This window comes from Maritimibacter sp., assembly GCF_016774595.1.
GTDB classification, from domain to species: domain Bacteria; phylum Pseudomonadota; class Alphaproteobacteria; order Rhodobacterales; family Rhodobacteraceae; genus Maritimibacter; species Maritimibacter alkaliphilus.
The window spans coordinates 1-18,126 of sequence record NZ_JACBWT010000001.1; the positions used below are offsets into that span (position 1 = coordinate 1).

An 18,126-nucleotide genomic window follows, 5' to 3' on the forward strand; every position below is an offset into this window, starting at 1 on the left:
CACCCGCCCCGATTCGAACGGGGGGCCTCTGCCTTCGGAGGGCAGCGCTCTATCCAGCTGAGCTACGGGTGCGTCGTTCGCGCGGTATAGGGCAAGGCTGGCGGGCTCGCAACAGGATTTGCGGTCTCACGCAGGGCGCAGGTATCCGAAGGCCGCGATTTCCGAGGCGCAGGCTTCGGCCACGATCTCCAGCGCCTCGGGATAGGCGCGATAGACCTCGGCGACACGGGCCTCGCGTGGGCGGAGGCCGCTTTTGGGCCGGATGCGCGCGACGATCTCCACGATGTCGGACAGGTCGTTGTCGCGCAGATCCTGAAGCAGGCTGGAATAGCGCAGGTGCAGGTCCACTTTGTCCGGCCCGCGATGCGGGGCGATCCGGCTGTTGGCGTCCAGCCGATGCCGTCGGGCCGCGACGAACCCGCCGAAATCCATATCGTCCGGGAACGTCCCCCGCGAGCGCCGCCAATGGTAGCGCGAAATCGCCACGTCGAACGGATCGCGTGTGATCGCGATCTTTCGGTATCCGGTCCAGATCGCCTCCGGCACCTGTGCGCGGACCTGAGCGGCGGTGGAATGATTGCGGAACGCGACCCGCCGGGGCCAGAGCGTGCCGGGCCAGCGCACCCGGTCGTGGTGACACGGCCCCTGCCCGCCCACGTCGCGCCGCAGGGCCTCGTCTTCGGGCGTGAGCGGCGTGATGACGTCGCGCGGCCCGCAGACGGTCGACAACGCGATTTCGAGCGCGGTCCCGCCGACCTTGCGGCCTTTGAGGAAGATAAGACGTCTGTCGTGGCAGATAATCATGTCGCCCACCGCTATCGCACTCGGCCGCCCGTCACACAACGGCGTCCGGGTCGCCTCGGTTGACCTTCCGCCCGCCCCAATGCGAGCGCGCCGTGAAGGGCACCGCCCGCAGGGCAAGCCACAGGCACCGCCCTAGCCCAGTCGGTTGAACACCCGCTCCAGCAGCAATTCCAGCACGAGCCGTTCGTCCTGCGACAGCCCCGCGAAGGCCTGCGCATATACCGCGTCCGCCACGACGCGCGCCTTGGCCGCGAGTGCGTCCCCCTCGGCGGTCAGCATCACCTCGGTCACGCGGGCGTCGCCGGCGCGTTCGCCGGTCTCGACCAGCCCCTCTGCCAGCATCCGCTGCACGATCTTGGTCGCTGTGTTGGGCTTCAGGATGCATTGCGCGGCAATCTCGGAGACCGAGAGCCGCTTGCGCTCATCAAGGGCCGTCATCACGCGCCAATAGGTCGGATCGACGCCGATCGTCTTGAGCCGCGCCTCCATCACCTGCGTGTAGCGATGCGCCGTCTGGGTGATCCAGAAAAACGGCCATTCCGCGTCTCGCAAACCGGCCCGATCGAAGGCGTCGTCGTCGTCCACTGAAATCCACCCGTCTTGGAGGCCCTGAACCAAGGATACTAAGCCGACAGGCGCGCCATGCACGCGAAAAACGGGGAAGGATCACCGCATCTACGAAGCGTCGCCTGTGTTTCAGACGAACACGCGCAGGGCGTCCGGCGAGGCAGGACAGTTTTCACCGTGCTTCGCAGAGATCGAGCCACGCGGTCACAGCGCCGACTGAACGTCCTCGACTGCCCCACCCGAGTGGTGACGTAACGCGCCAGACCTCACGACGCCGACGCAGCGGCCTTCAACAGCGCATCCGCGCCCTCGGACGGATCGTCGCCGCTCCACGCAACGTAGTGATCCGGGCGCACGAGGATCAGGGACGCGCCGTAGTCGGTCGGCGCGCCGTCCTCGACGACCGTCAAGGGAATCCCTTCTCTGGACGCCACCGCGACGACCTTGTCCACCGTTCCGGAAGGCGCGAGATTCAGCAATGTGTATCCGGACCCGAGGCGGTCGAAAACGTTCGCGCCGTCCGACAGGTTTTGCGGTGCGAGATGGTGCCCGGCGCGGGCTTCGAACCTGTGATCGCCCCGCGCACTCGGCGCACCGCCGCCACCTGCGACGATCGGCGACCCTTCGTAGTTCGGCTCGAAATTCGCGACCTCTGCGGCGGTGGCGTTGCGCTTGTTCCACGCGGTCTCGAAAGCGTCCCGGTCCTTGCGGGGGTCGTAGGTTTCAAGGAACTGCCGGTCGTCTTCGATGAAGAACTCGATGAAATCACGCGCCGTCGATTCGAACACGGGCCGCCGTTCGGCATCGTAACTGTCGAGCAACCCCTCGCCGCCCCAGCCCTGAAGCCGCGCCGCGAGCTTCCAGCCGAGGTTGCGGGCATCCTCGAACCCCGTGTTGATGCCGTATCCGCCGTAGGGCGGATGGCTGTGGGCCGCGTCGCCCGCGACGAACACCCGCCCCGCCCGGTAATGCGACGCGATGGAAACGCGCAGATCCCAGAACCCCACATAGTCGATGTCGAGCGCGAACGGACGCCCGACCACTTCATGAAGCAGGGCCTCGAAATCGTCCGTCTCGGTCGTGCCCGCCGGGACCGGCGCGTGGAAAAAGAAACTCCCCACATCGACGCGACCGAAAAAGCGCCAGTAGCCCTTGAGGTCCGGGTGCAGGACATTGAAGAACGCCTTGCCCGGATAGCGTTTCAAAAGGTCGTTCAACTCCATCGACCGGAACACCAGAAGCACCATCAGCTTGTCATGGTCCGACTGGGTCTGCGGAATGCCGCCCGTCGCGCGCACCACCGAGCGGCTTCCGTCGCACCCGACGACATATTGCGCCGTGACCGTATCGCGCTCGGCCCCGTCGCGGCGGGTCGCCGTGGCCGAAACATGGTCGCCGTGATCCGTCACGCTTTCCACCGTCCAGCCATAGCGGATATCGATTGACGCAATCTGTTCGGCCCGTGCCCGCAGCACCTTTTCCGTCTCATACTGGGGGAGCCGTTCGTTGGTCGTGAAATAATAGTCGTTCACGCTGGAGCGGTTCAGCCAGTCGTAATGATAGTCGCTGAGGAGGTGTTCGTAGAGCGTAAGCCCGCCGATACCGACCTCGTCGGGGATCGACCGGGCCGCGCGGAGTTCCTTTTCGCAGCCCCAGAAATGCAGCGTTTCGGTGGTGCGCTGGGTCAGGTTCTGGCCCTTGGGAATGGGCTGCGGTTCGGGGTAGCGTTCGATCACGAGCACCGGAATGCCCCGCTGCCCCAGCTCGATCGCGAGCCCCATGCCGACCGGCCCCCCGCCCGAGATAACGACGTCGTAATCCGTTCGTGCCTTCATCCGCCGATCATTCCCTGTTCGAGGTAGATATGTTTCGTTTCCATGAAGTCATGCAGCCCTTCCGGCCCGTGCAGCCGCCCCAGACCGGATTGGCCGAAGCCGCCCGTTTCGGCCTCGGCGGCAAGGCGCATGTGGCTGTTGAGCCAGACGGTCCCCGCCCGGATCGCGCGGCTCATACGCATTGCGCGCGACAGGTCGGTGGTAAAGACGCTGGCGGCAAGCCCGTAGCAGGTCGCGTTCGCCTTCGACACCGCCTCGCCCTCGTCCGAGAAGGTCTCGAGCGAGACGATCGGACCGAAGAGTTCCTCCTGCACAAGCGGCGATGACACGTCGTCGATGCGAAACAGCGTTGGGGTCAGGAAGGCCCCTGCATTCAGGGCCTCGCCGCGCAGCACCATCTCGCCCTCGTCGCCCGCCCGTTCGATGATCGTCCTGAGCCGGTCGAGGTTCGCGCGGTCGATCAGGCTGCCCATCTCGCTTGCCGAGTCGTTGCCCGGTCCGACGTGGACGGCGGCGAAGCTTGCCTTGATCCTCTCCTCGAAGTCCTTCGCGATGCTTTCATGCACGAGGAACCGGGCCGCCGCGACGCAGATCTGACCGGCCATGGTCAGCGCCCCGTGCGTGAGTTCGGCCACGGCCTTGTCTAGATCGGCATCGGGGAAGATCACGGCGGGCGCCTTGCCGCCAAGCTCCAGCCCGACACGCTTCAGCGTCGGCGCCGCCGCGGCCATGATCGCCTTGCCTGTGGCCGATGACCCGGTGAACGAGATCGTGTCCACCAGCGGCGAGGACACGATGGCCTGCCCCACCTCGATCCCGCTCTCGTTGATCGAGTTCACGACACCCGGCGGAAGCGACGGGCAGTCGGCAAGGCATTGCATGACACGGGCATGAACCAGCGGGGTCTGGTGCGCGGGCTTGATAAGGCAGGTGCAGCCGGCCGCGAGCGCCGGGCCGAGGGAGCGCACCAGAAGCGTGACGGGCGCATTCCACGGCACGATGATCCCCGCCACACCCGCCGCCTCGCGGTGAAAGAGCGACATCTGGCCGGGGCTGATTTCCTGCATCGTTCCCCTGAGGTTGCGTGCCAGTCCGCCGTAATAGCGGACCTCGGAGATCGACCCCATGGTTTCGCCGATCGCCTCGGAGCGGAGCTTGCCGTTCTCGGCGACGATCAGGTCGACGATCTCGTCCCGCGCCGCCTCCATCCGGTCGGCGAATTCGAACAGCGCCTGCGCGCGTTGGCGGGGCGCGTGCGCCCAATCGGTCGCGAAAAACGTCTCGCGCGCCGTGCGCGCGGCCTGTTCGACGAGGGCGGCGGACCCCGCATGATACCGGCCGAGCACCGTGTCGTCGGCGGGGTTCACGCTTTCGCCCGTCGCCCCGTCCGACACCCATGTGCCGCCGATGAAATGCCGTGCGGTCGGATACGTCATGGCGGACCTCAGAGCGTTAGGCCGAGCAACTTCGCCGCGTTGTCCTGATAGACCTTGCGACGCGTCTCGTCGGAGATCTCGAGTTCGTCCAGAATGCGGATCGTCTCGCGGATATACATCGGCCCCGCCTCGGGATCGAAGGGCGCGTCGGAGGCGAACATGACGTGATCCTCGCCGAAGAACTCGATGGCGTGCTTGATGGCGGTGGCCGATCCAAAGGTGGCCGTGTCGGCGTAGAAATCCTTGAAATACTCAAGATGCGGCTTCTTCAGCGCCTTGCGGACGGCGGCCAGATCGCGGTCGGTGGTGCGAGCGCCCATCTGGTCCCAGCCCGGTCCGACACGACCCTCGAAGAACGGCACCATGCCGCCCGCGTGGTGGGTCACGATGTTGAGGCCCGGGTTCCGGTCGAAAAGCCCCGAGAACACCATACGCGCCATGGCGGCGGAGGTTTCATAGGGCCACCCGAAGGTCCACCAGATTTCGTATTCGGACTGTTTCTCGGTCAGGTAATCGGGGAAATTCGCACCCCGCGCCGGATGCAGCCAGACCGCCTTGCCGCTTTGCGCCATGTATTCGAAGAATGGCTCGAATTCCGGCAGGTCGAGCGGTTTGCCCCCGACGTTGGTGAAAATCTGCATCCCGACGGCGCCGAGCTCTTCGATGTTGCGCCGCGCCTCGTCCACCACCGCGTCCGGGTTGTTCATGACGGCGGACCCGATGAAGCCGGGGAAGCGGTCGGGATATTTCTGGCACAGCTCCGCCATGCTGTCCGACGCGATCTTGCCCAGTTCCAGCGACTTCTCGGGATCGGCGTATTTCTCGAACGGCGGCGAAGCGAGCGACAGGATCTGGCAGTAGTCGTCTCCGAACATATCCATCACCTCGAACCGGCGGTCGAGGTCGGTCATCATCGGCACGGCCTCGGACCGGCGGGTGATGTCCGTCGTCTCGCCCACATGGGCGATCAGCGCCTCGTGAAAGGGCTTCGGCCAGATGTGGTTGAAGATGTCGATCTTTTTCATGGGCTGTCTCGTTTCTCGAAGGTCAAAGTTCCCCGAGGACCATGTCCTCGGAACGCATGTGTGTCAGGGCGTCGCTCAGGCGCGTGCTGGCCGCCCAGATCGTGTCGGACAGGTCTTTCACCTTGGTGTCGTCCAATGTGTCGCGGTCGATGGTCAGGCAGAGCACCGCGATGGGTGCGCGGCTCGCGTCGAACACGGGCGCGGCGATCCCCACCACCCCGTCGGTAACCTCGCCGCGCGCGACGAGGGCGCCGCCCTTGCGCATGTGGCGCAGGGTCTCGGCGATTTCGTCCACGGTGTCGCCCAACCCAAGCTCGCGCAGGTCCGAGAAATTCTCGTTGATCTTCGCCAGCATCTGACGGCGTGGTAGATGCGCGAGGATGGCACGGCTGATCGCGCCACGGGCCAGCGGCATGGGCCGCCCGCGCGGGTAGCTGGATTTGGGCTGCGGGGTCGAGACTTCCGACGCGACGCACAGAAGCTTGTTTCCATACCAGCGCACCAGAAGCGCGGTCGAGGGGTGCCGTGCCGCAAGCTCCTTGAGCACCGCCCCCCCTTCGAGCAGGAGCGCGTCGGACTTGCGCATGAGGTAGTCGAGTTCCACGACGCGGGGGCCGAGCGTCAACCCATGCGGCCCGTTCTGGCTTAGAAAGCCCGCATCCTTCAGGGTCTTGATGTAGCGGTAGAGCGTCGGGCGGGTGTAGCCGAGTTCGCTCATCATCTCTTCCGCCGTCCACTCGAGCCGGCTCTCGTTGAAAAGATCGAGGATCCCCAGGATCCGTTCCGCGCTCCCGGCCCCGCTGCTCATACCTGCGCCTCTGCCGTTGCGCGGCCACGGCGAAGTTCCGCGCCCATTAGGACGATGCCCCCCAGAACGCCGATGGCGTCGGAGTAGATCGCGCCTTCGAACATGCCCGCCGGCACGAGCGCAAGCAGGCCGAAGGTGGCGAACAGCCAGCGTTTCCCACGGCTCAGTCGCTGCGAGAAGTATCCGGCGAGCGCCGAGGAGACGAGCCAGACGCCCACGATCGCGGTGATGAGCGCGATGGCGATTTCCAGTGGCGCCCCGATCAGGATGAGGGTCGGCGAAAAGACGAAGAGCACCGGGATCACATAGGCCGACCACCCGAACCGCATGGCCGCCCAGCCCGTCGCCATCGACGGTGATTTCGCAATCGACGCGGCTGCGAAGGCGGCAAGCGCGATCGGCGGCGTAATCATCGACATCATGCCGAAATACAGGACGTAAAGATGCGCGGCGATGGGTTCGATTCCGACCTGGATCAGCGCCGGGGCCACGAGCGCGGCCAAAAGCACGTAGACGCCGAGCGTCGGAAGCCCCATGCCAAGCACGATGCAAACGATTGCCGACAGGGCGAGCAGGATCACCGCGCTGCCGCCGCCGATCTGCACCAGCGCGTAGGTCAGGTTGAAGCTCAGGCCGGTGACGTTGAGCACACCGATCACGATGCCGGACGCGGCCGAGATGAGCAGGATTTCCACAACGCCGTGTCCGGTGCGCGACAGGGCCGAGAACACGGTGCGCACACTGGGCCGCACGCCGTCGTATCCGATGGCCAGCGAGGTGGCGATCAACACCACCGCCGACCAGAGCGCGGCGCGCTCCGGCTGGTATCGCTGCCAGAACAACAGGTAGATCAGGACCGCGAAGGCGAGCACGAAGTGCACCCCGACAAGCACCTTGCGACGGTCCGGAATATCCTCTTTCGGGATCGCGCGGATGCCCAGCTTGGCAGCTTCCAGATCGGCCTGAATGAACAGGGCGATGTAGTAAAGGATCGCAGGCACCAGTGCCGCGAGCACGATGGATGAATAAGGAACGGCGAGAAATTCGGCCATCAGAAAGGCCGACGCCCCCATGACCGGCGGCATGAGCTGACCGCCCGTCGACGCGACCGCCTCGATCGCTGCGGCCTTGTGGCCCGGATAACCGTCGCGTTTAATCATGGGGATCGTCACGACCCCGGTGCCGACGACGTTCGCCACGGCGGACCCGCTGATCGAGCCGAAGAGGCCCGAGGCGAGCACCGCGATCTTCATCGACCCGCCTCGGTAGCGGCCCATGCCGATGATCGCCGCGTCGGTGAAGAAGTGGGAGCCTCCGGTGAGGTTCAGGAGCACGCCGAACAGGATAAAGGCCACCACCACGGTCGAGGCGATCGACATGGGCAGCCCGAGGATGCCATTCGAATCGAAGGCCATGTAGCCCGACAGAAGCTGCCAGTTCTGCGGACGGCCCTGAAGTCGGCCGGGGAAGATGTCTCCGAAGAGCGCGTAAAGGATGAAGACCGCGATGATGATGACCAAAGCCCAGCCCGTCGCGCGCCGCAGCGCCTCGAGCGTCAGGGCGATGGCGATGAGACCCGGAAGCCAGACTTCCAAGGGCCTCGAGAAGATCATCAGCACGAGGTCGGGATACCCGACCGCGATGAACGCGAAGGCGGCCATGGACAAAAGACCCAGCGCGACGTCGGAAAGCGGGACGGTCTCGCGCGTCGCCCCTTGGCGGGCGGGCAGCGTCAGATAGGCGATGGGCAGAACGAACACCAGCATCGCTGCGAAAAACTGCTGCGGGTAAAGCCCCAATCCGAAGTAGCGGTTCACCGACAAGGCCCAACCGATCGCGGTGAGCGTCATCAATGCAGCCAATACGTTCGAGATCGGGCGCCACACCGAGGGAGGAAGGCCGAAACCGGCCTTCCGTTGGTCCATAGCCGCCATCAGTGGTGCCTCAGTTCAAGCCGACTTCTTCGAAGAAGCGCAGCGACCCCGGATGGAACTCGGCGATACCCGGATCGCCGCGCATGTTTTCAGGCTTGAAAGCACGCATCGGCGGGAAGGTGTCGCCCATGACGGCGGCCTGTTCGTACATCGCCTTCGCCATCTCGTAGACCACGTCGTCCGGCACATTGGCATGGGTGAAGACGACCTGCGGGAACGCGATGTAGGTCGTTTCCTCGAGCACGCCGGGCATGGCGCCCTCGGGCAGGGTCGTGAAGAAAGCGGTGGGCCAATGCTCGCGCGCCGCGGCCAGTGCCTCGTCGCTGTCGTCACCGACGCCGAGTGCGCGCAGACCGCCGACGGCGGCATCCGCCTCGCGCACCTTGCCGGCACCATGGGCGAAGATGAAGCCGACCGTATCGCCGGCCATGAAGGCATCCGCACCGGCCACCACCGAGGCGACCGAGACCTTTTCGACATCGTCACGGGTCATGCCCGCGGTCGAGTAGAACGCGGAAAGCTGCGGCAGGATGGTGTTCTGCGCGGTGTAGCCGTCCGTCATCGGTTTGCCCCGAAGGTCCGCCACCGACATGATGTCGCTGTCTTTGCGCACGAAGATCGCTTCGACCAGCGGCTGCAGATGGGCGACGACACGCAGGTTCGGGTTCTGGACCCCGTTCCACCACTCTTCGCCGGTGATCGCGTAGTTCACCTCCTGAAGGTTCGCCACGCCGAATTCGATGCCGCCCGAGTTCACGAACGGAATGAACTGGTTCGGACTGGTGGCGGGCTGGATCGTGGTGTTCAGGCCGTTTGCGTTGGCCGCGTTCGCGACCGACGTGCCGATGTTGTGAAACAGCGAACCGGGGTTCGACGTGGCGATCCCCACGTTCTGAGCCAGAGCGGCACCGGCACCGACCACAAGGCCGGCCGCCATGGCCGCAGACGCGAATATCTTGCGCATTTTATTTCCTCCCAAGTTGTGCCGCTCCCCTCCAAGGAGCGAACCCAAATCTCACTTTATGAGATTCGGGATCAGTTTGGGGTTGCTAAAGGTGAATGACAAGAACAATTTATCCGCAGGGTCCGACCACGGACCGAGGGAGGAGAACGGAATGGATGATGCGAGCAGCGCGACCGCGCCGACCGGCGCAGAGGCGCTTCTGACGGGCCTCAAGGCCAATGGGATCGACTACCTATTCGCCAATGCAGGAACCGATTTTCCTTCGATTATCGAGGCACTTGCGGGCACCTCGGCCCCCGAGATGCCGACCCCGGTGACGGTCCCGCACGAAACGGCCGCCGTGGGCATGGCACATGGCTATTACCTCGTCTCCGGCAAGCCGCAGTCGGTGATGGTTCACGTCAACGTGGGGCTCGCGAACACCGTCATGGGCGTGCTGAACGCAGCATCCGACAACGTGCCGATCGTGATGATGTCCGGCCGGACACCGCTTACCGAATCCGGGCACGAGGGCAGCCGCATGACCCCCATCCAGTATGGGCAGGAAATGTATGACCAGACCTCGCTCGTGCGCGAGGCGGTCAAGTTCAACTACGAAATGCGCTACCCGGATCAGGCCGGCGCGCTCACCTCCCGCGCCGTGTCGCTCGCCATGTCCGAACCGCGTGGCCCGGTCTATCTGAGCCTGCCGCGCGAACCCCTGGCCGCGCGCATCGCGCCACCTCAGGCCTCCGATCCGTCGCCCCGCCCCGCCGCCACGGCCCCGGCACCGGACCCGGACGCCGTGCAGGCCGCTGCGCGGGCCCTCGCCAAGGCCGAGCGGCCTCTGGTGATCTGCCAGCGCGGTGACCCCGGTGGCCGCCTTGCCGCCGCTCTGTCCGAGCTTGGCCGCGAGCATGGGATCGGCACCGTCGAGCCGTTCGTGGTGCGCAACCTGCTTGCCCACGACGACCCGGCATCGCTGGGATACGATCCGACACTGGCACGCGAGGCAGATGCCATCGTCGTCGTCGATTCCGGTGTGCCCTGGATCGAGGCCACGCAGGCCCCTGCCCCGGACGCGACGATCATCCATATCGGCGCGGACCCGCAGTTCACCCGCATGCCGATCCGCGGCTATCGCTCGGACCTCTCACTCACCGGCGACCCGGCCATGACCATCGCGGCCATTTCGCGGGCGATGACGACCGAGGCCCCGGCCCTTGCAAACCGGACCCGGCGCCTGACCGACCGAACAGACCGCCGCGAACGCCGCCGCGCGGAGATCGTCGCAACCGCCCGCGCCGCGACCCCGATGGGCGCGGAATGGTTGAGCCATTGCCTGTCCGACATCATGGACGAGGACGCCGTGATCTTCAGCGAACTCGGTCTGGTTCCCGGCGCCATGCGGCTCAAGGGGCCGAACAGGTTGTTCTCGAACCCGCATTCCGGCGGATTGGGATGGGCGCTCCCGGCGGCGATGGGCGCACAACTCGCGCGACCCGGCAAGCTGACGATCGCCGCGATGGGCGATGGCTCCTACATCTTCGCAAACCCGGTCGCCTGTCATCAGGTCGCCGAAGCCCTCGGCCTGCCCGTCCTGATCATCGTGAAGAACAACGCGATGTGGAATGCCGTCCGACGCTCGGTCCTGGGCGCTTATCCCGAAGGTGCCGCGGTCCGCGCGAACGAGATGCCCCTGACCTCACTTGCCCCGACCCCGGATTTCGCAGCCATCGCGAAAGCCAGCCGCGCATTCGCGGAACGCGTGGAAGAGCCCGAAGCCCTCCCCGCGGCCCTGACCCGCGCGATCCAAGCGATCCGAACCGAAGGCCGCCCCGCGCTGCTGGACGTGGCTGTCGGACTCTCGGACGTCAATTAGACCCGGCGGCGCCGTTCGGGCGATTTGGCTTGGCTTCGGGGGGCCGAGCGAACGGCTCCGGAGGTGTCAGCCGACGCAGGTTCTTTGCGGCCTCGCGAACGCGACGCTTCCGCAAGTCGGCGAGCGCGGTGGCATGGGCTTTCCGGACAGCGCGCGAACATGACGAACAGAGGCATGGGTTGCAGAAAAGGCCAAGAACCACGTCGCAGGTCGTGGCGAAAGCAGGGCAAATCGGGGCAAGTGGCGGAGGGAATGGGACCCGGATCGAACGTTCTCCGCCTCCAAGACAGTATATTAAAATGAATGTCGTTCAAACGAACACGCTAGCCGCGTGCCAAAGGTAGTGCAGATAACCATTGATCTTGCCGAACAATTCGTCGAGGTGCCAGCTACTGGAGCACATTCCCTCAACCCGACTTTTCCGGATCTCGGCTACGAGCATTGGCCCGAACCGATGCCATCAGTATCGGACGGTCTCGTGGCTCACGTCGATCCCGCGCTCAAGGAGCGGGTCCTCTACATTGCGGAGCGAGGGCGGGAACCGAACTTACAGCATCACTGGCAACCGGATGATCTTGTGGGATGTCGAAAAGTAACGGAAGGGACTTGGCTTGGGCATGCTCGAACGCTGGTTGGCGCCCTGTTCCACCTCAAGCCAAGTTCCTCTGCCCAGGCCCTCGATCAGCTTGAAGCTGGAATCATCGCATGGAAGCGGGATGGCACTGGTTCGGATGAAGCCGTGCCATCCAGAGTTGATAGAGGTCTTGGAGGACGACGCGGACCAAGGAGCGGGCGAAGAGGACGAGGACGACGAAGAAGGAATCTCCGAGGCTCTAGACCTCGCCCTCACGGACCAGCTCTACGACGGACTCGATGCTTCCTACTTGCACTTCAAATCGGAGAGGCAGGCCCTTCGGAGGTGGCGCGCGCAGAGATCGAAGACGGATGGGCCGCTGCGGCCGAACTGAATCTGGTTCCCCAGTGGTTTTGCCTCCACCTGACTCTGCACATACTGGACGATCTTTGGGGTTCAAGTTTCCATGAAGTTCTCCTGACCAACCCACCGGTAGGCAACGGAGCAACTTGGCAGCAATTTCGTCGACTATCGCCAGGCAGCGCCACGAGGGGTAGAAGAGGACGCCGGGCCGTTGCGATGACGGCGGGATCGTCGGTGGCGCACTGGAGCTGATCAGGCACTGACTCTCAAACTGGGCCAACTAACCAGGGTTGCCACACACCCATGAAGGCAACTTCCCAGAAAGCGCCCCGGTGCTTCATGTCACGCCAGCAAGTCCGGTTTCGATTACACCAGTTGGCCGCCACCGTCCAACATCAGGACAGCCCCGGTCATGAATGTGTTGGTCATCGCGGCGATGATCGCCTGCGCGATGTCCTCGGGCTGTCCGATACGTTTGACGGGTAGTTTCGCCGCCGTCGAGTCGAGCAGCGCTTTGCGGTCCTCAGGCGAAAGGTAATCCCACCAGCTACTGTCCACGCGTCCCGGCGAGACGCAGTTCACCCGCGTGGGTGCCAATTCAAGGGCGAGGGCCTGCGCCAGCGCGTCGAGGCCCGCGTTGATTGCGGAGAGGATCGTGGCACCGCCCGCGGGACGTTTACCGAGCATCCCGGACACGAGAGTCAGGCTGCCGCCGTCGGTGATTCTAGCCGCATGAGCCACATTGACCGCGCCCCAGAACTTGCTTTCCATCGCCGCGCGGGCAGTCGCAAGGCTTTGGCTGCGCAGAGGACCGGGATCAAGCGCGGCGGCCGTGACGACCACATGGTCGAACACCTCACGCTCGTCAAAGAACGCGGCAACAGCCCCGCTGTCGGTGACGTCGAGTGCAGCGGTTTCGCAGGCCACGATAGTCTTGGCAGCCGCTCCCAGCTTGTCGGCGGAACGCGAGATAAGCGTGACACCGGCGCCGGCCTTCGCGGCAGCCTGCGCCGTGGCCAGTCCGATCCCCGAAGAGCCGCCGAACACCGCGAGTTGCTGACCTTCGAGGGTCATTTGTCCGCCGAATGCAATTCACTGCCCGCCAGCAGCTCCGAGAACCTGGCGACATCGGTGTGGTCGAGCCCCGGACCCAGCGTCTTCTGCGCGCCTTGCCACATCTCGCGGCAGAGGTTTGCGAAGGGGGCCGTGGTCCCGGTACTTTCAGCCACGCTGATCGCGATGCCCAGATCCTTGACCATAAGATCGAGGCCGAAGCCCGCGTTGAATTCCCGCGACAGTACGAATTGTTTGAACTTCTTCTGGGTCGAGTTGTTCATGCCGGTCGAGACGTTCAGAATGTCGGTCATCAGCGCCGGGTCGAGGCCGAACCGGCTCCCGATCAGGAGCGCTTCGATCCCGATCAGAAAGCCGCCCGCCGAGACGAGGTTGTTGAGCGCCTTCATGGCATGTCCGGAGCCCACCGGACCCGTCCGGGTAATGGTCGTGCCCATGGCAGCGAGGACCGGCTCGCCCACCGCAAACCCCACGTCGTCGCCACCAACCATGATCGCGAGCTCACCCGTGACCGCGCGCGACACGCCACCAGAGACGGGACAGTCCATTAGGGTGACGTCCTTCGAAGCGAGCTCTTCGGCAATCCGGCGTGTGGCGTCGGGGACGCCCGAAGACATCTCGAGGAAGACGGTGCCCGGCTTCAGACCTGCGATCACGCCGGTGTCGCCGTCGAGAACGGCCCGCACGATGGCAGAGGAAGGCAGCATTGTGACGATGAGGTCGCTGGCTTCGGCAAGCGCCCTGCCATGCGCAGCAGCCGTGCCGCCCGTGGCTGCGGCGATCCGGTCCGTCTTGCCCATGTCCGCGTCGAGCAGGACGATCGGGAAACCCGCCCCGGCCAAGCGTCTCGCCATAGGGTCTCCCATCGCGCCGAGCCCAATGAAGCCCACAGTCGGTTTTGTCATATTCCTATCCATTGTCTTTGGTCACATCATCTTGCCTGGCAGCCAGAGCGAAATCTGCGGGAACGCGATCAGGAGCACCAGAACGATTATCTCAATGATGATGAAGGGGATAATGCCGCGGTAGATGTCGGGCAGCTTCACCCTTCCTTCCGCCGCGCCGATCACGGCAAAGAGATTCATTCCGACCGGTGGCGACAAAACGGCAAGCTCCACCAACTTGACCATGATGACGCCGAACCAGATCCCGTCGAACCCCATTGCGGTCACGATTGGGTAGATGAACGGCAGAGTCATCACCTGCATCGCCATCGGGTCCATGAACATCCCGAGGATCGTGAAGACCACCGCCAAAAGCGCGATGAAGGCGATGGGCGAAATGTCGAGGGACTGAATCAGAGCGGTCGCTTCGGTCACGGTACCGGCGACGAGGAAGAAGCGCGTGAACATCAGCCCGCCGATGATGACGATGAACAGGGCCGCCGTAATCGCCGCGGTGGATCGCAGGTTCTCTCCCAACGAGGCCCAAGTGATCTTGCGACGGAACAGCGCGATGGCCAGCGCCCCTGCGGCCCCGAGCGCACCGGCGCCCGAGGGCGTCGTGAACCCGAGGTAAATGCCGCCGATCACGACGCCAGCAAGCAGGAAGGTCGCCCAGAGGTTAAGGGCGCTCCTGCCGATCTCCCTCAGCGAGGCGCGTGGCTGCGGTTCTGGCGCAAGTCCTGGACGGACCCGGACAAACAGGTACACCCCGATCATGTAGGCCACCGCTGTCAGAACGCCGGGCAGCATCCCCGCGATCAGAAGTTCCGCGACACTCTCGCCGGTCAGAAGCCCGTAGATGACGAAGCTGATCGACGGCGGGATAAGCGCAGCGATGGTACCCGCGGCAGCGATGGCACCCGCCGACAGTGCCTTGTCATAGCCAAGTTTCAGCATTTCGTTCAGCGCGATGCGCGTGAACAGGGCGGCGTTGACGAGGGTCGAGCCAGAAATCGCGGCGAAACCGGCCGAGGACAGGATCGTAGCCTGGTACAGGGCACCACGTGTCGAGCGCAGGATGAGATTCGAAAAGCGGAAGAGCTCGTTCGTGATTCCGGACGACGATGCGATCGCCCCCATAAGCACGAACATCGGGATGACGACGAAGGAATAATCCGAAGCGGTCGCGAACGGCAAGTTGGTCAGGACTGACAGAGCGAAATTCGGCCCGCCGGTGATCCAGAGGCCCACGACGGCCACAGTGCCCATTGCAATCCCGACAGGAATGCCCGCGAGCGAAAGCAACAGCATCGCGGCGACGGCGATTGCGCCGATGGCGAGCGGATCAAGCATCGGAACCATCCTCGGGGTCTTCGGGAGTGTCGGTTGTTGGCGAGGTGTCGACGGCGGCGGGGGTCACCAGCCGGATCACCAGTTGGCGGGCAAACTCGGCAGCGGACAGCCACGCGCCGAAAGCGGCGAGCGCCTTGAACGGTGTCAGCGGAAAAGGCAGCGCGCCCAGCGCCCTTTCGTTGTAGCCATAGGCATTGATCGCAAGGTTCGTGGTGCGCCATGCGACCGTGGCCATGAACGCCGCACCCACCGCGAGCGTGAAGATCAGCGCGATCTTTTTCATCCGCGGCCCCATGGCGCCCGTCGCCACGTCGATCACGATGTGCGCACCCCGCGCCTGTGCCTGCGCGAGACCAAGAAAGACAATGACGGCGAGGAGTGAGCCCGAAAGCTCGACCATCCCGGGAATCGGTTCGAAGAACAGGTTGGTGGAAATCACGTCCGCGGCCCCCATCAAGGCGACCACGAGAAGCAGGACAGACGCGGCCACGAAGCCGAGATAGGCAAGCTTGCGCAGCAACCAGTCGATATGTGTGACTAGGATCATCAAGACCTCGGTCGTCAGGCGGAGCCGCATCAGGTACATCAACCGACCGACCCCAGTTAAGGAAACGAGGGCGGGCGAACCCGCCCTCGTCCAAATATCAAATCACGAACGCGATCAGTTGTATTCGCGAATGAAGTCTACGGTGGCCTGCGCCTCTTCGCCCTTGCCATCCGCAGCCATGCTGTCGAGCCAAAGCGAAAGCATGTCGGGCAGAGCCTCCTTGAACGCATCCTTTTCCTCGAAGGGGACGATCTCGAGACCGGCTTCGGTGATCGCGTCGACCGCCTTGGCCTCATCCGCGGCGATCAGTTCATTGCCATAGGCCTCCGCATCCGCAGCCACCTCTTCGAACAGGGTGCGCACGTTTTCCGGCCAGCTTTCCCATTTGTCTTTCGCGATGAACAACGTGTGGGCCGAGATCACCCCGAACGACAGGTCGGTGGCGTAGTCGGCGACCTGGTCGACTTTGAACGCCTTGACGGCGGAGTTGAACATGTACGTGCAATCCATCGCCCCCGACTGCATCGCCTGAACCATGTCGACCGGCGGAATATTGACGGGGATCGCGCCGAGGGCTTCGAACATCTTCGGCACGAAGGCGCCGTAGGAGCGGATCTTCAGGTTTTCGAAGTCCTCCATCGTCCTGACGGGTTGTGTACAGTAGATTCGGTAGTCCGGGAGGTAGCGGAACAGAAGCGGGTGCAGGTTCGCCCGGTCGAGCTCCGCCTTGGCGGCGGGGTCCTCCGTCATGATCGCGCGGGTCAGCTCGTTGACGGTCGGGCCGTCGGTATAGGTCACGGGAAGCGCGTTGGTCACGGCCGAGAACGGCAGGCGCGACGCCTGGTTGCCCATCACGATCAGGCCAAGATCGACAGCACCGGATCCCACGAGATCGACGATCTCGGCCTCGCCCCCGAGTGTGTTCGCCCAGAAGTGTTGAATCTTGATGTTGCCGCCCGACCGTTTCTCGATTTCGGATGAGAAATAGGTGTCGATGGACGACGTGTTGACGACTTCGGGAATGTTCGACGAGTAGCGCAAAGTCATTTCCGGATAGTCCTGCGCAAAGCTCGCGGTTCCGAATGATAGCGCTGCAACGGCGGATGCAACGATCGTTGTGAACTTCATGGTTTTCCTCCCTTTTAGGTCATGCGCAAGCTGGCCTTGCGAAAAACTTGTTCGCCACATTGGCAGTTTGTCATACAACATGACGATATTATGATACAAGGCAGAATCGTGATTTGGGAGGAGCAAGAATGTACGAGGTCTATGCGCTGCGCTACGCCACGACGGCCCAGGATCGTCCGCGGCGGGAGAACTTCATTCCGGGCATGGACCTGCATAACGGCCCGATGCCGTTGGATTATTTCATCTGGGTGATCCGCGGGCCCGAGGGCGATGTGGTCGTGGATACGGGGTTTGGCCCCGCGCAGGCCGCCAAGCGGCAGCGACACCTGATCGCCTCCCCGGCCGAGATGCTTTCGCGGATCGGGATCGACGCGGGCGCGGTGCGTAGCGTGATCTTGACCCATCTTCACTATGATCACGCGGGCTCCATGAGCGATTTCCCGAAGGCGCAGTTCCACGTGCAAGACGCGGAAATGGCTTATGCGACCGGGCGGCCGATGTGCCACGCCTGCCTGTCGGCGCCCTTCAACGTCGACGACGTGGTGGATGCCGTGCGCCTTGTACACGGCGGGCGCATGACCTTTCACGACGGGGATACCGAGTTCGCGCCAGGCATCACCCTGCACCGGATCGGAGGTCATACCGGCGGGTTGCAGGTGGTGCGCGTAACGACTGAACGCGGCCCGCTCGTGCTGGCTTCGGACGCGTTTCACTTTTCGGAAAACCGCATCAGGCGGGCGCCCTTCCCGCTGGTGTATCACGTGGGCGACATGCTGGAGGGTTTCGCCAAGTGCGAAGCCTTGGCGGGCGGTGACCCGGACCTTCTGATTCCCGGTCACGATCCGGAAGTCCGGCACCGGTGGCCCACCGTGAGCCCCGACGAACCCAACATCCTCAGGCTCGACCTCGCCCCCATCGCCTAATACTTGCCGATTGATTATCATATGGTCTGTTGACGTATTGTCATAC

General features: G+C 64.1%; 16 protein-coding genes and 1 pseudogene. 3 read left to right on the forward strand and 14 right to left on the reverse strand.

Annotated elements, in window-relative coordinates; all coding sequences use genetic code 11:
- Positions 1–126: 126 nt before the first annotated feature.
- The 8 genes from HOY44_RS00005 to HOY44_RS00040 all read right to left on the reverse strand — a co-directional run bounded on the left by HOY44_RS00005 (position 127) and on the right by HOY44_RS00040 (position 9,373).
- Positions 127–804 (reverse strand): hypothetical protein, encoded by a 678-nt coding sequence (locus HOY44_RS00005; RefSeq protein ID WP_287432335.1) that lies wholly within the window; start codon positions 802–804, stop codon positions 127–129.
- A 132-nt stretch (positions 805–936) separates the two neighbouring features.
- The gene (locus HOY44_RS00010; protein WP_287432336.1) at positions 937–1,389 is read right to left on the reverse strand and encodes a MarR family winged helix-turn-helix transcriptional regulator; all 453 of its coding nucleotides are present in this window, start codon (positions 1,387–1,389) and stop codon (positions 937–939) included.
- 248 nt (positions 1,390–1,637) lie between these two features.
- Complete coding sequence (locus HOY44_RS00015) at positions 1,638–3,206, reverse strand: FAD-dependent monooxygenase (RefSeq protein ID WP_287432337.1); 1,569 nt, start codon at positions 3,204–3,206, stop codon at positions 1,638–1,640.
- Positions 3,203–4,642 carry an aldehyde dehydrogenase family protein gene (locus HOY44_RS00020; protein ID WP_287432338.1) on the reverse strand — a complete coding sequence of 480 codons (1,440 nt, stop codon included), beginning with the start codon at positions 4,640–4,642 and terminating at the stop codon, positions 3,203–3,205. The genes HOY44_RS00015 and HOY44_RS00020 overlap by 4 nt, the downstream gene beginning before the upstream one ends.
- An 8-nt stretch (positions 4,643–4,650) precedes the next feature.
- Positions 4,651–5,667, reverse strand: coding sequence for an amidohydrolase family protein (locus HOY44_RS00025; protein WP_287432340.1), 1,017 nt, complete (start codon positions 5,665–5,667; stop codon positions 4,651–4,653).
- 22 nt (positions 5,668–5,689) lie between these two features.
- The gene (locus HOY44_RS00030) at positions 5,690–6,475 is read right to left on the reverse strand and encodes an IclR family transcriptional regulator (protein WP_287432341.1); all 786 of its coding nucleotides are present in this window, start codon (positions 6,473–6,475) and stop codon (positions 5,690–5,692) included.
- A complete protein-coding gene (locus tag HOY44_RS00035) occupies positions 6,472–8,400 on the reverse strand; it encodes a TRAP transporter permease (RefSeq protein ID WP_287432343.1) in 1,929 nt (642 codons plus the stop codon). Before HOY44_RS00035 ends, HOY44_RS00030 begins: the two co-directional genes overlap by 4 nt.
- A gap of 19 nt (positions 8,401–8,419) precedes the next feature.
- Positions 8,420–9,373 (reverse strand): TAXI family TRAP transporter solute-binding subunit, encoded by a 954-nt coding sequence (locus HOY44_RS00040; RefSeq protein WP_138423084.1) that lies wholly within the window; start codon positions 9,371–9,373, stop codon positions 8,420–8,422.
- A 151-nt stretch (positions 9,374–9,524) separates the two neighbouring features.
- Here HOY44_RS00040 and HOY44_RS00045 point away from each other — a divergent pair, with 151 nt between their 5' ends.
- Positions 9,525–11,234, forward strand: a complete 1,710-nt coding sequence (locus tag HOY44_RS00045; RefSeq protein ID WP_287432344.1) for a thiamine pyrophosphate-requiring protein — start codon at positions 9,525–9,527, stop codon at positions 11,232–11,234.
- Between the two features lie 465 nt (positions 11,235–11,699).
- Here the strand turns inward: HOY44_RS00045 and HOY44_RS22690 are convergent.
- Positions 11,700–11,853 (reverse strand): annotated as a pseudogene (locus HOY44_RS22690) (IS6 family transposase); the annotation flags it as partial.
- Positions 11,854–11,950: 97 nt separating this feature from the next.
- On the opposite strand from HOY44_RS22690, the gene HOY44_RS00055 reads away from it, so the two are divergent.
- Positions 11,951–12,202 (forward strand): hypothetical protein, encoded by a 252-nt coding sequence (locus tag HOY44_RS00055; protein WP_287432345.1) that lies wholly within the window; start codon positions 11,951–11,953, stop codon positions 12,200–12,202.
- A 335-nt stretch (positions 12,203–12,537) separates the two neighbouring features.
- Here HOY44_RS00055 and HOY44_RS00060 read toward each other — a convergent pair whose 3' ends face one another.
- From HOY44_RS00060 to dctP, 5 genes are all read right to left on the reverse strand, one after another.
- The gene (locus HOY44_RS00060) at positions 12,538–13,245 is read right to left on the reverse strand and encodes an SDR family oxidoreductase (protein WP_287432346.1); all 708 of its coding nucleotides are present in this window, start codon (positions 13,243–13,245) and stop codon (positions 12,538–12,540) included.
- Positions 13,242–14,162, reverse strand: a complete 921-nt coding sequence (locus HOY44_RS00065) for an NAD(P)-dependent oxidoreductase (RefSeq protein ID WP_353806580.1) — start codon at positions 14,160–14,162, stop codon at positions 13,242–13,244. Before HOY44_RS00065 ends, HOY44_RS00060 begins: the two co-directional genes overlap by 4 nt.
- A gap of 9 nt (positions 14,163–14,171) precedes the next feature.
- Complete coding sequence (locus HOY44_RS00070; protein ID WP_287432348.1) at positions 14,172–15,482, reverse strand: TRAP transporter large permease; 1,311 nt, start codon at positions 15,480–15,482, stop codon at positions 14,172–14,174.
- The gene (locus tag HOY44_RS00075) at positions 15,475–16,059 is read right to left on the reverse strand and encodes a TRAP transporter small permease (protein ID WP_287432349.1); all 585 of its coding nucleotides are present in this window, start codon (positions 16,057–16,059) and stop codon (positions 15,475–15,477) included. The genes HOY44_RS00070 and HOY44_RS00075 overlap by 8 nt, the downstream gene beginning before the upstream one ends.
- 84 nt (positions 16,060–16,143) lie before the next feature.
- Positions 16,144–17,157 carry a TRAP transporter substrate-binding protein DctP gene (gene dctP / locus HOY44_RS00080; RefSeq protein ID WP_287432350.1) on the reverse strand — a complete coding sequence of 338 codons (1,014 nt, stop codon included), beginning with the start codon at positions 17,155–17,157 and terminating at the stop codon, positions 16,144–16,146.
- A gap of 128 nt (positions 17,158–17,285) precedes the next feature.
- Here dctP and HOY44_RS00085 point away from each other — a divergent pair, with 128 nt between their 5' ends.
- On the forward strand, positions 17,286–18,080 hold the full coding sequence (locus HOY44_RS00085) for an N-acyl homoserine lactonase family protein (RefSeq protein ID WP_287432352.1): 795 nt from the start codon (positions 17,286–17,288) through the stop codon (positions 18,078–18,080).
- The last annotated feature ends 46 nt before the right edge of the window (positions 18,081–18,126 follow it).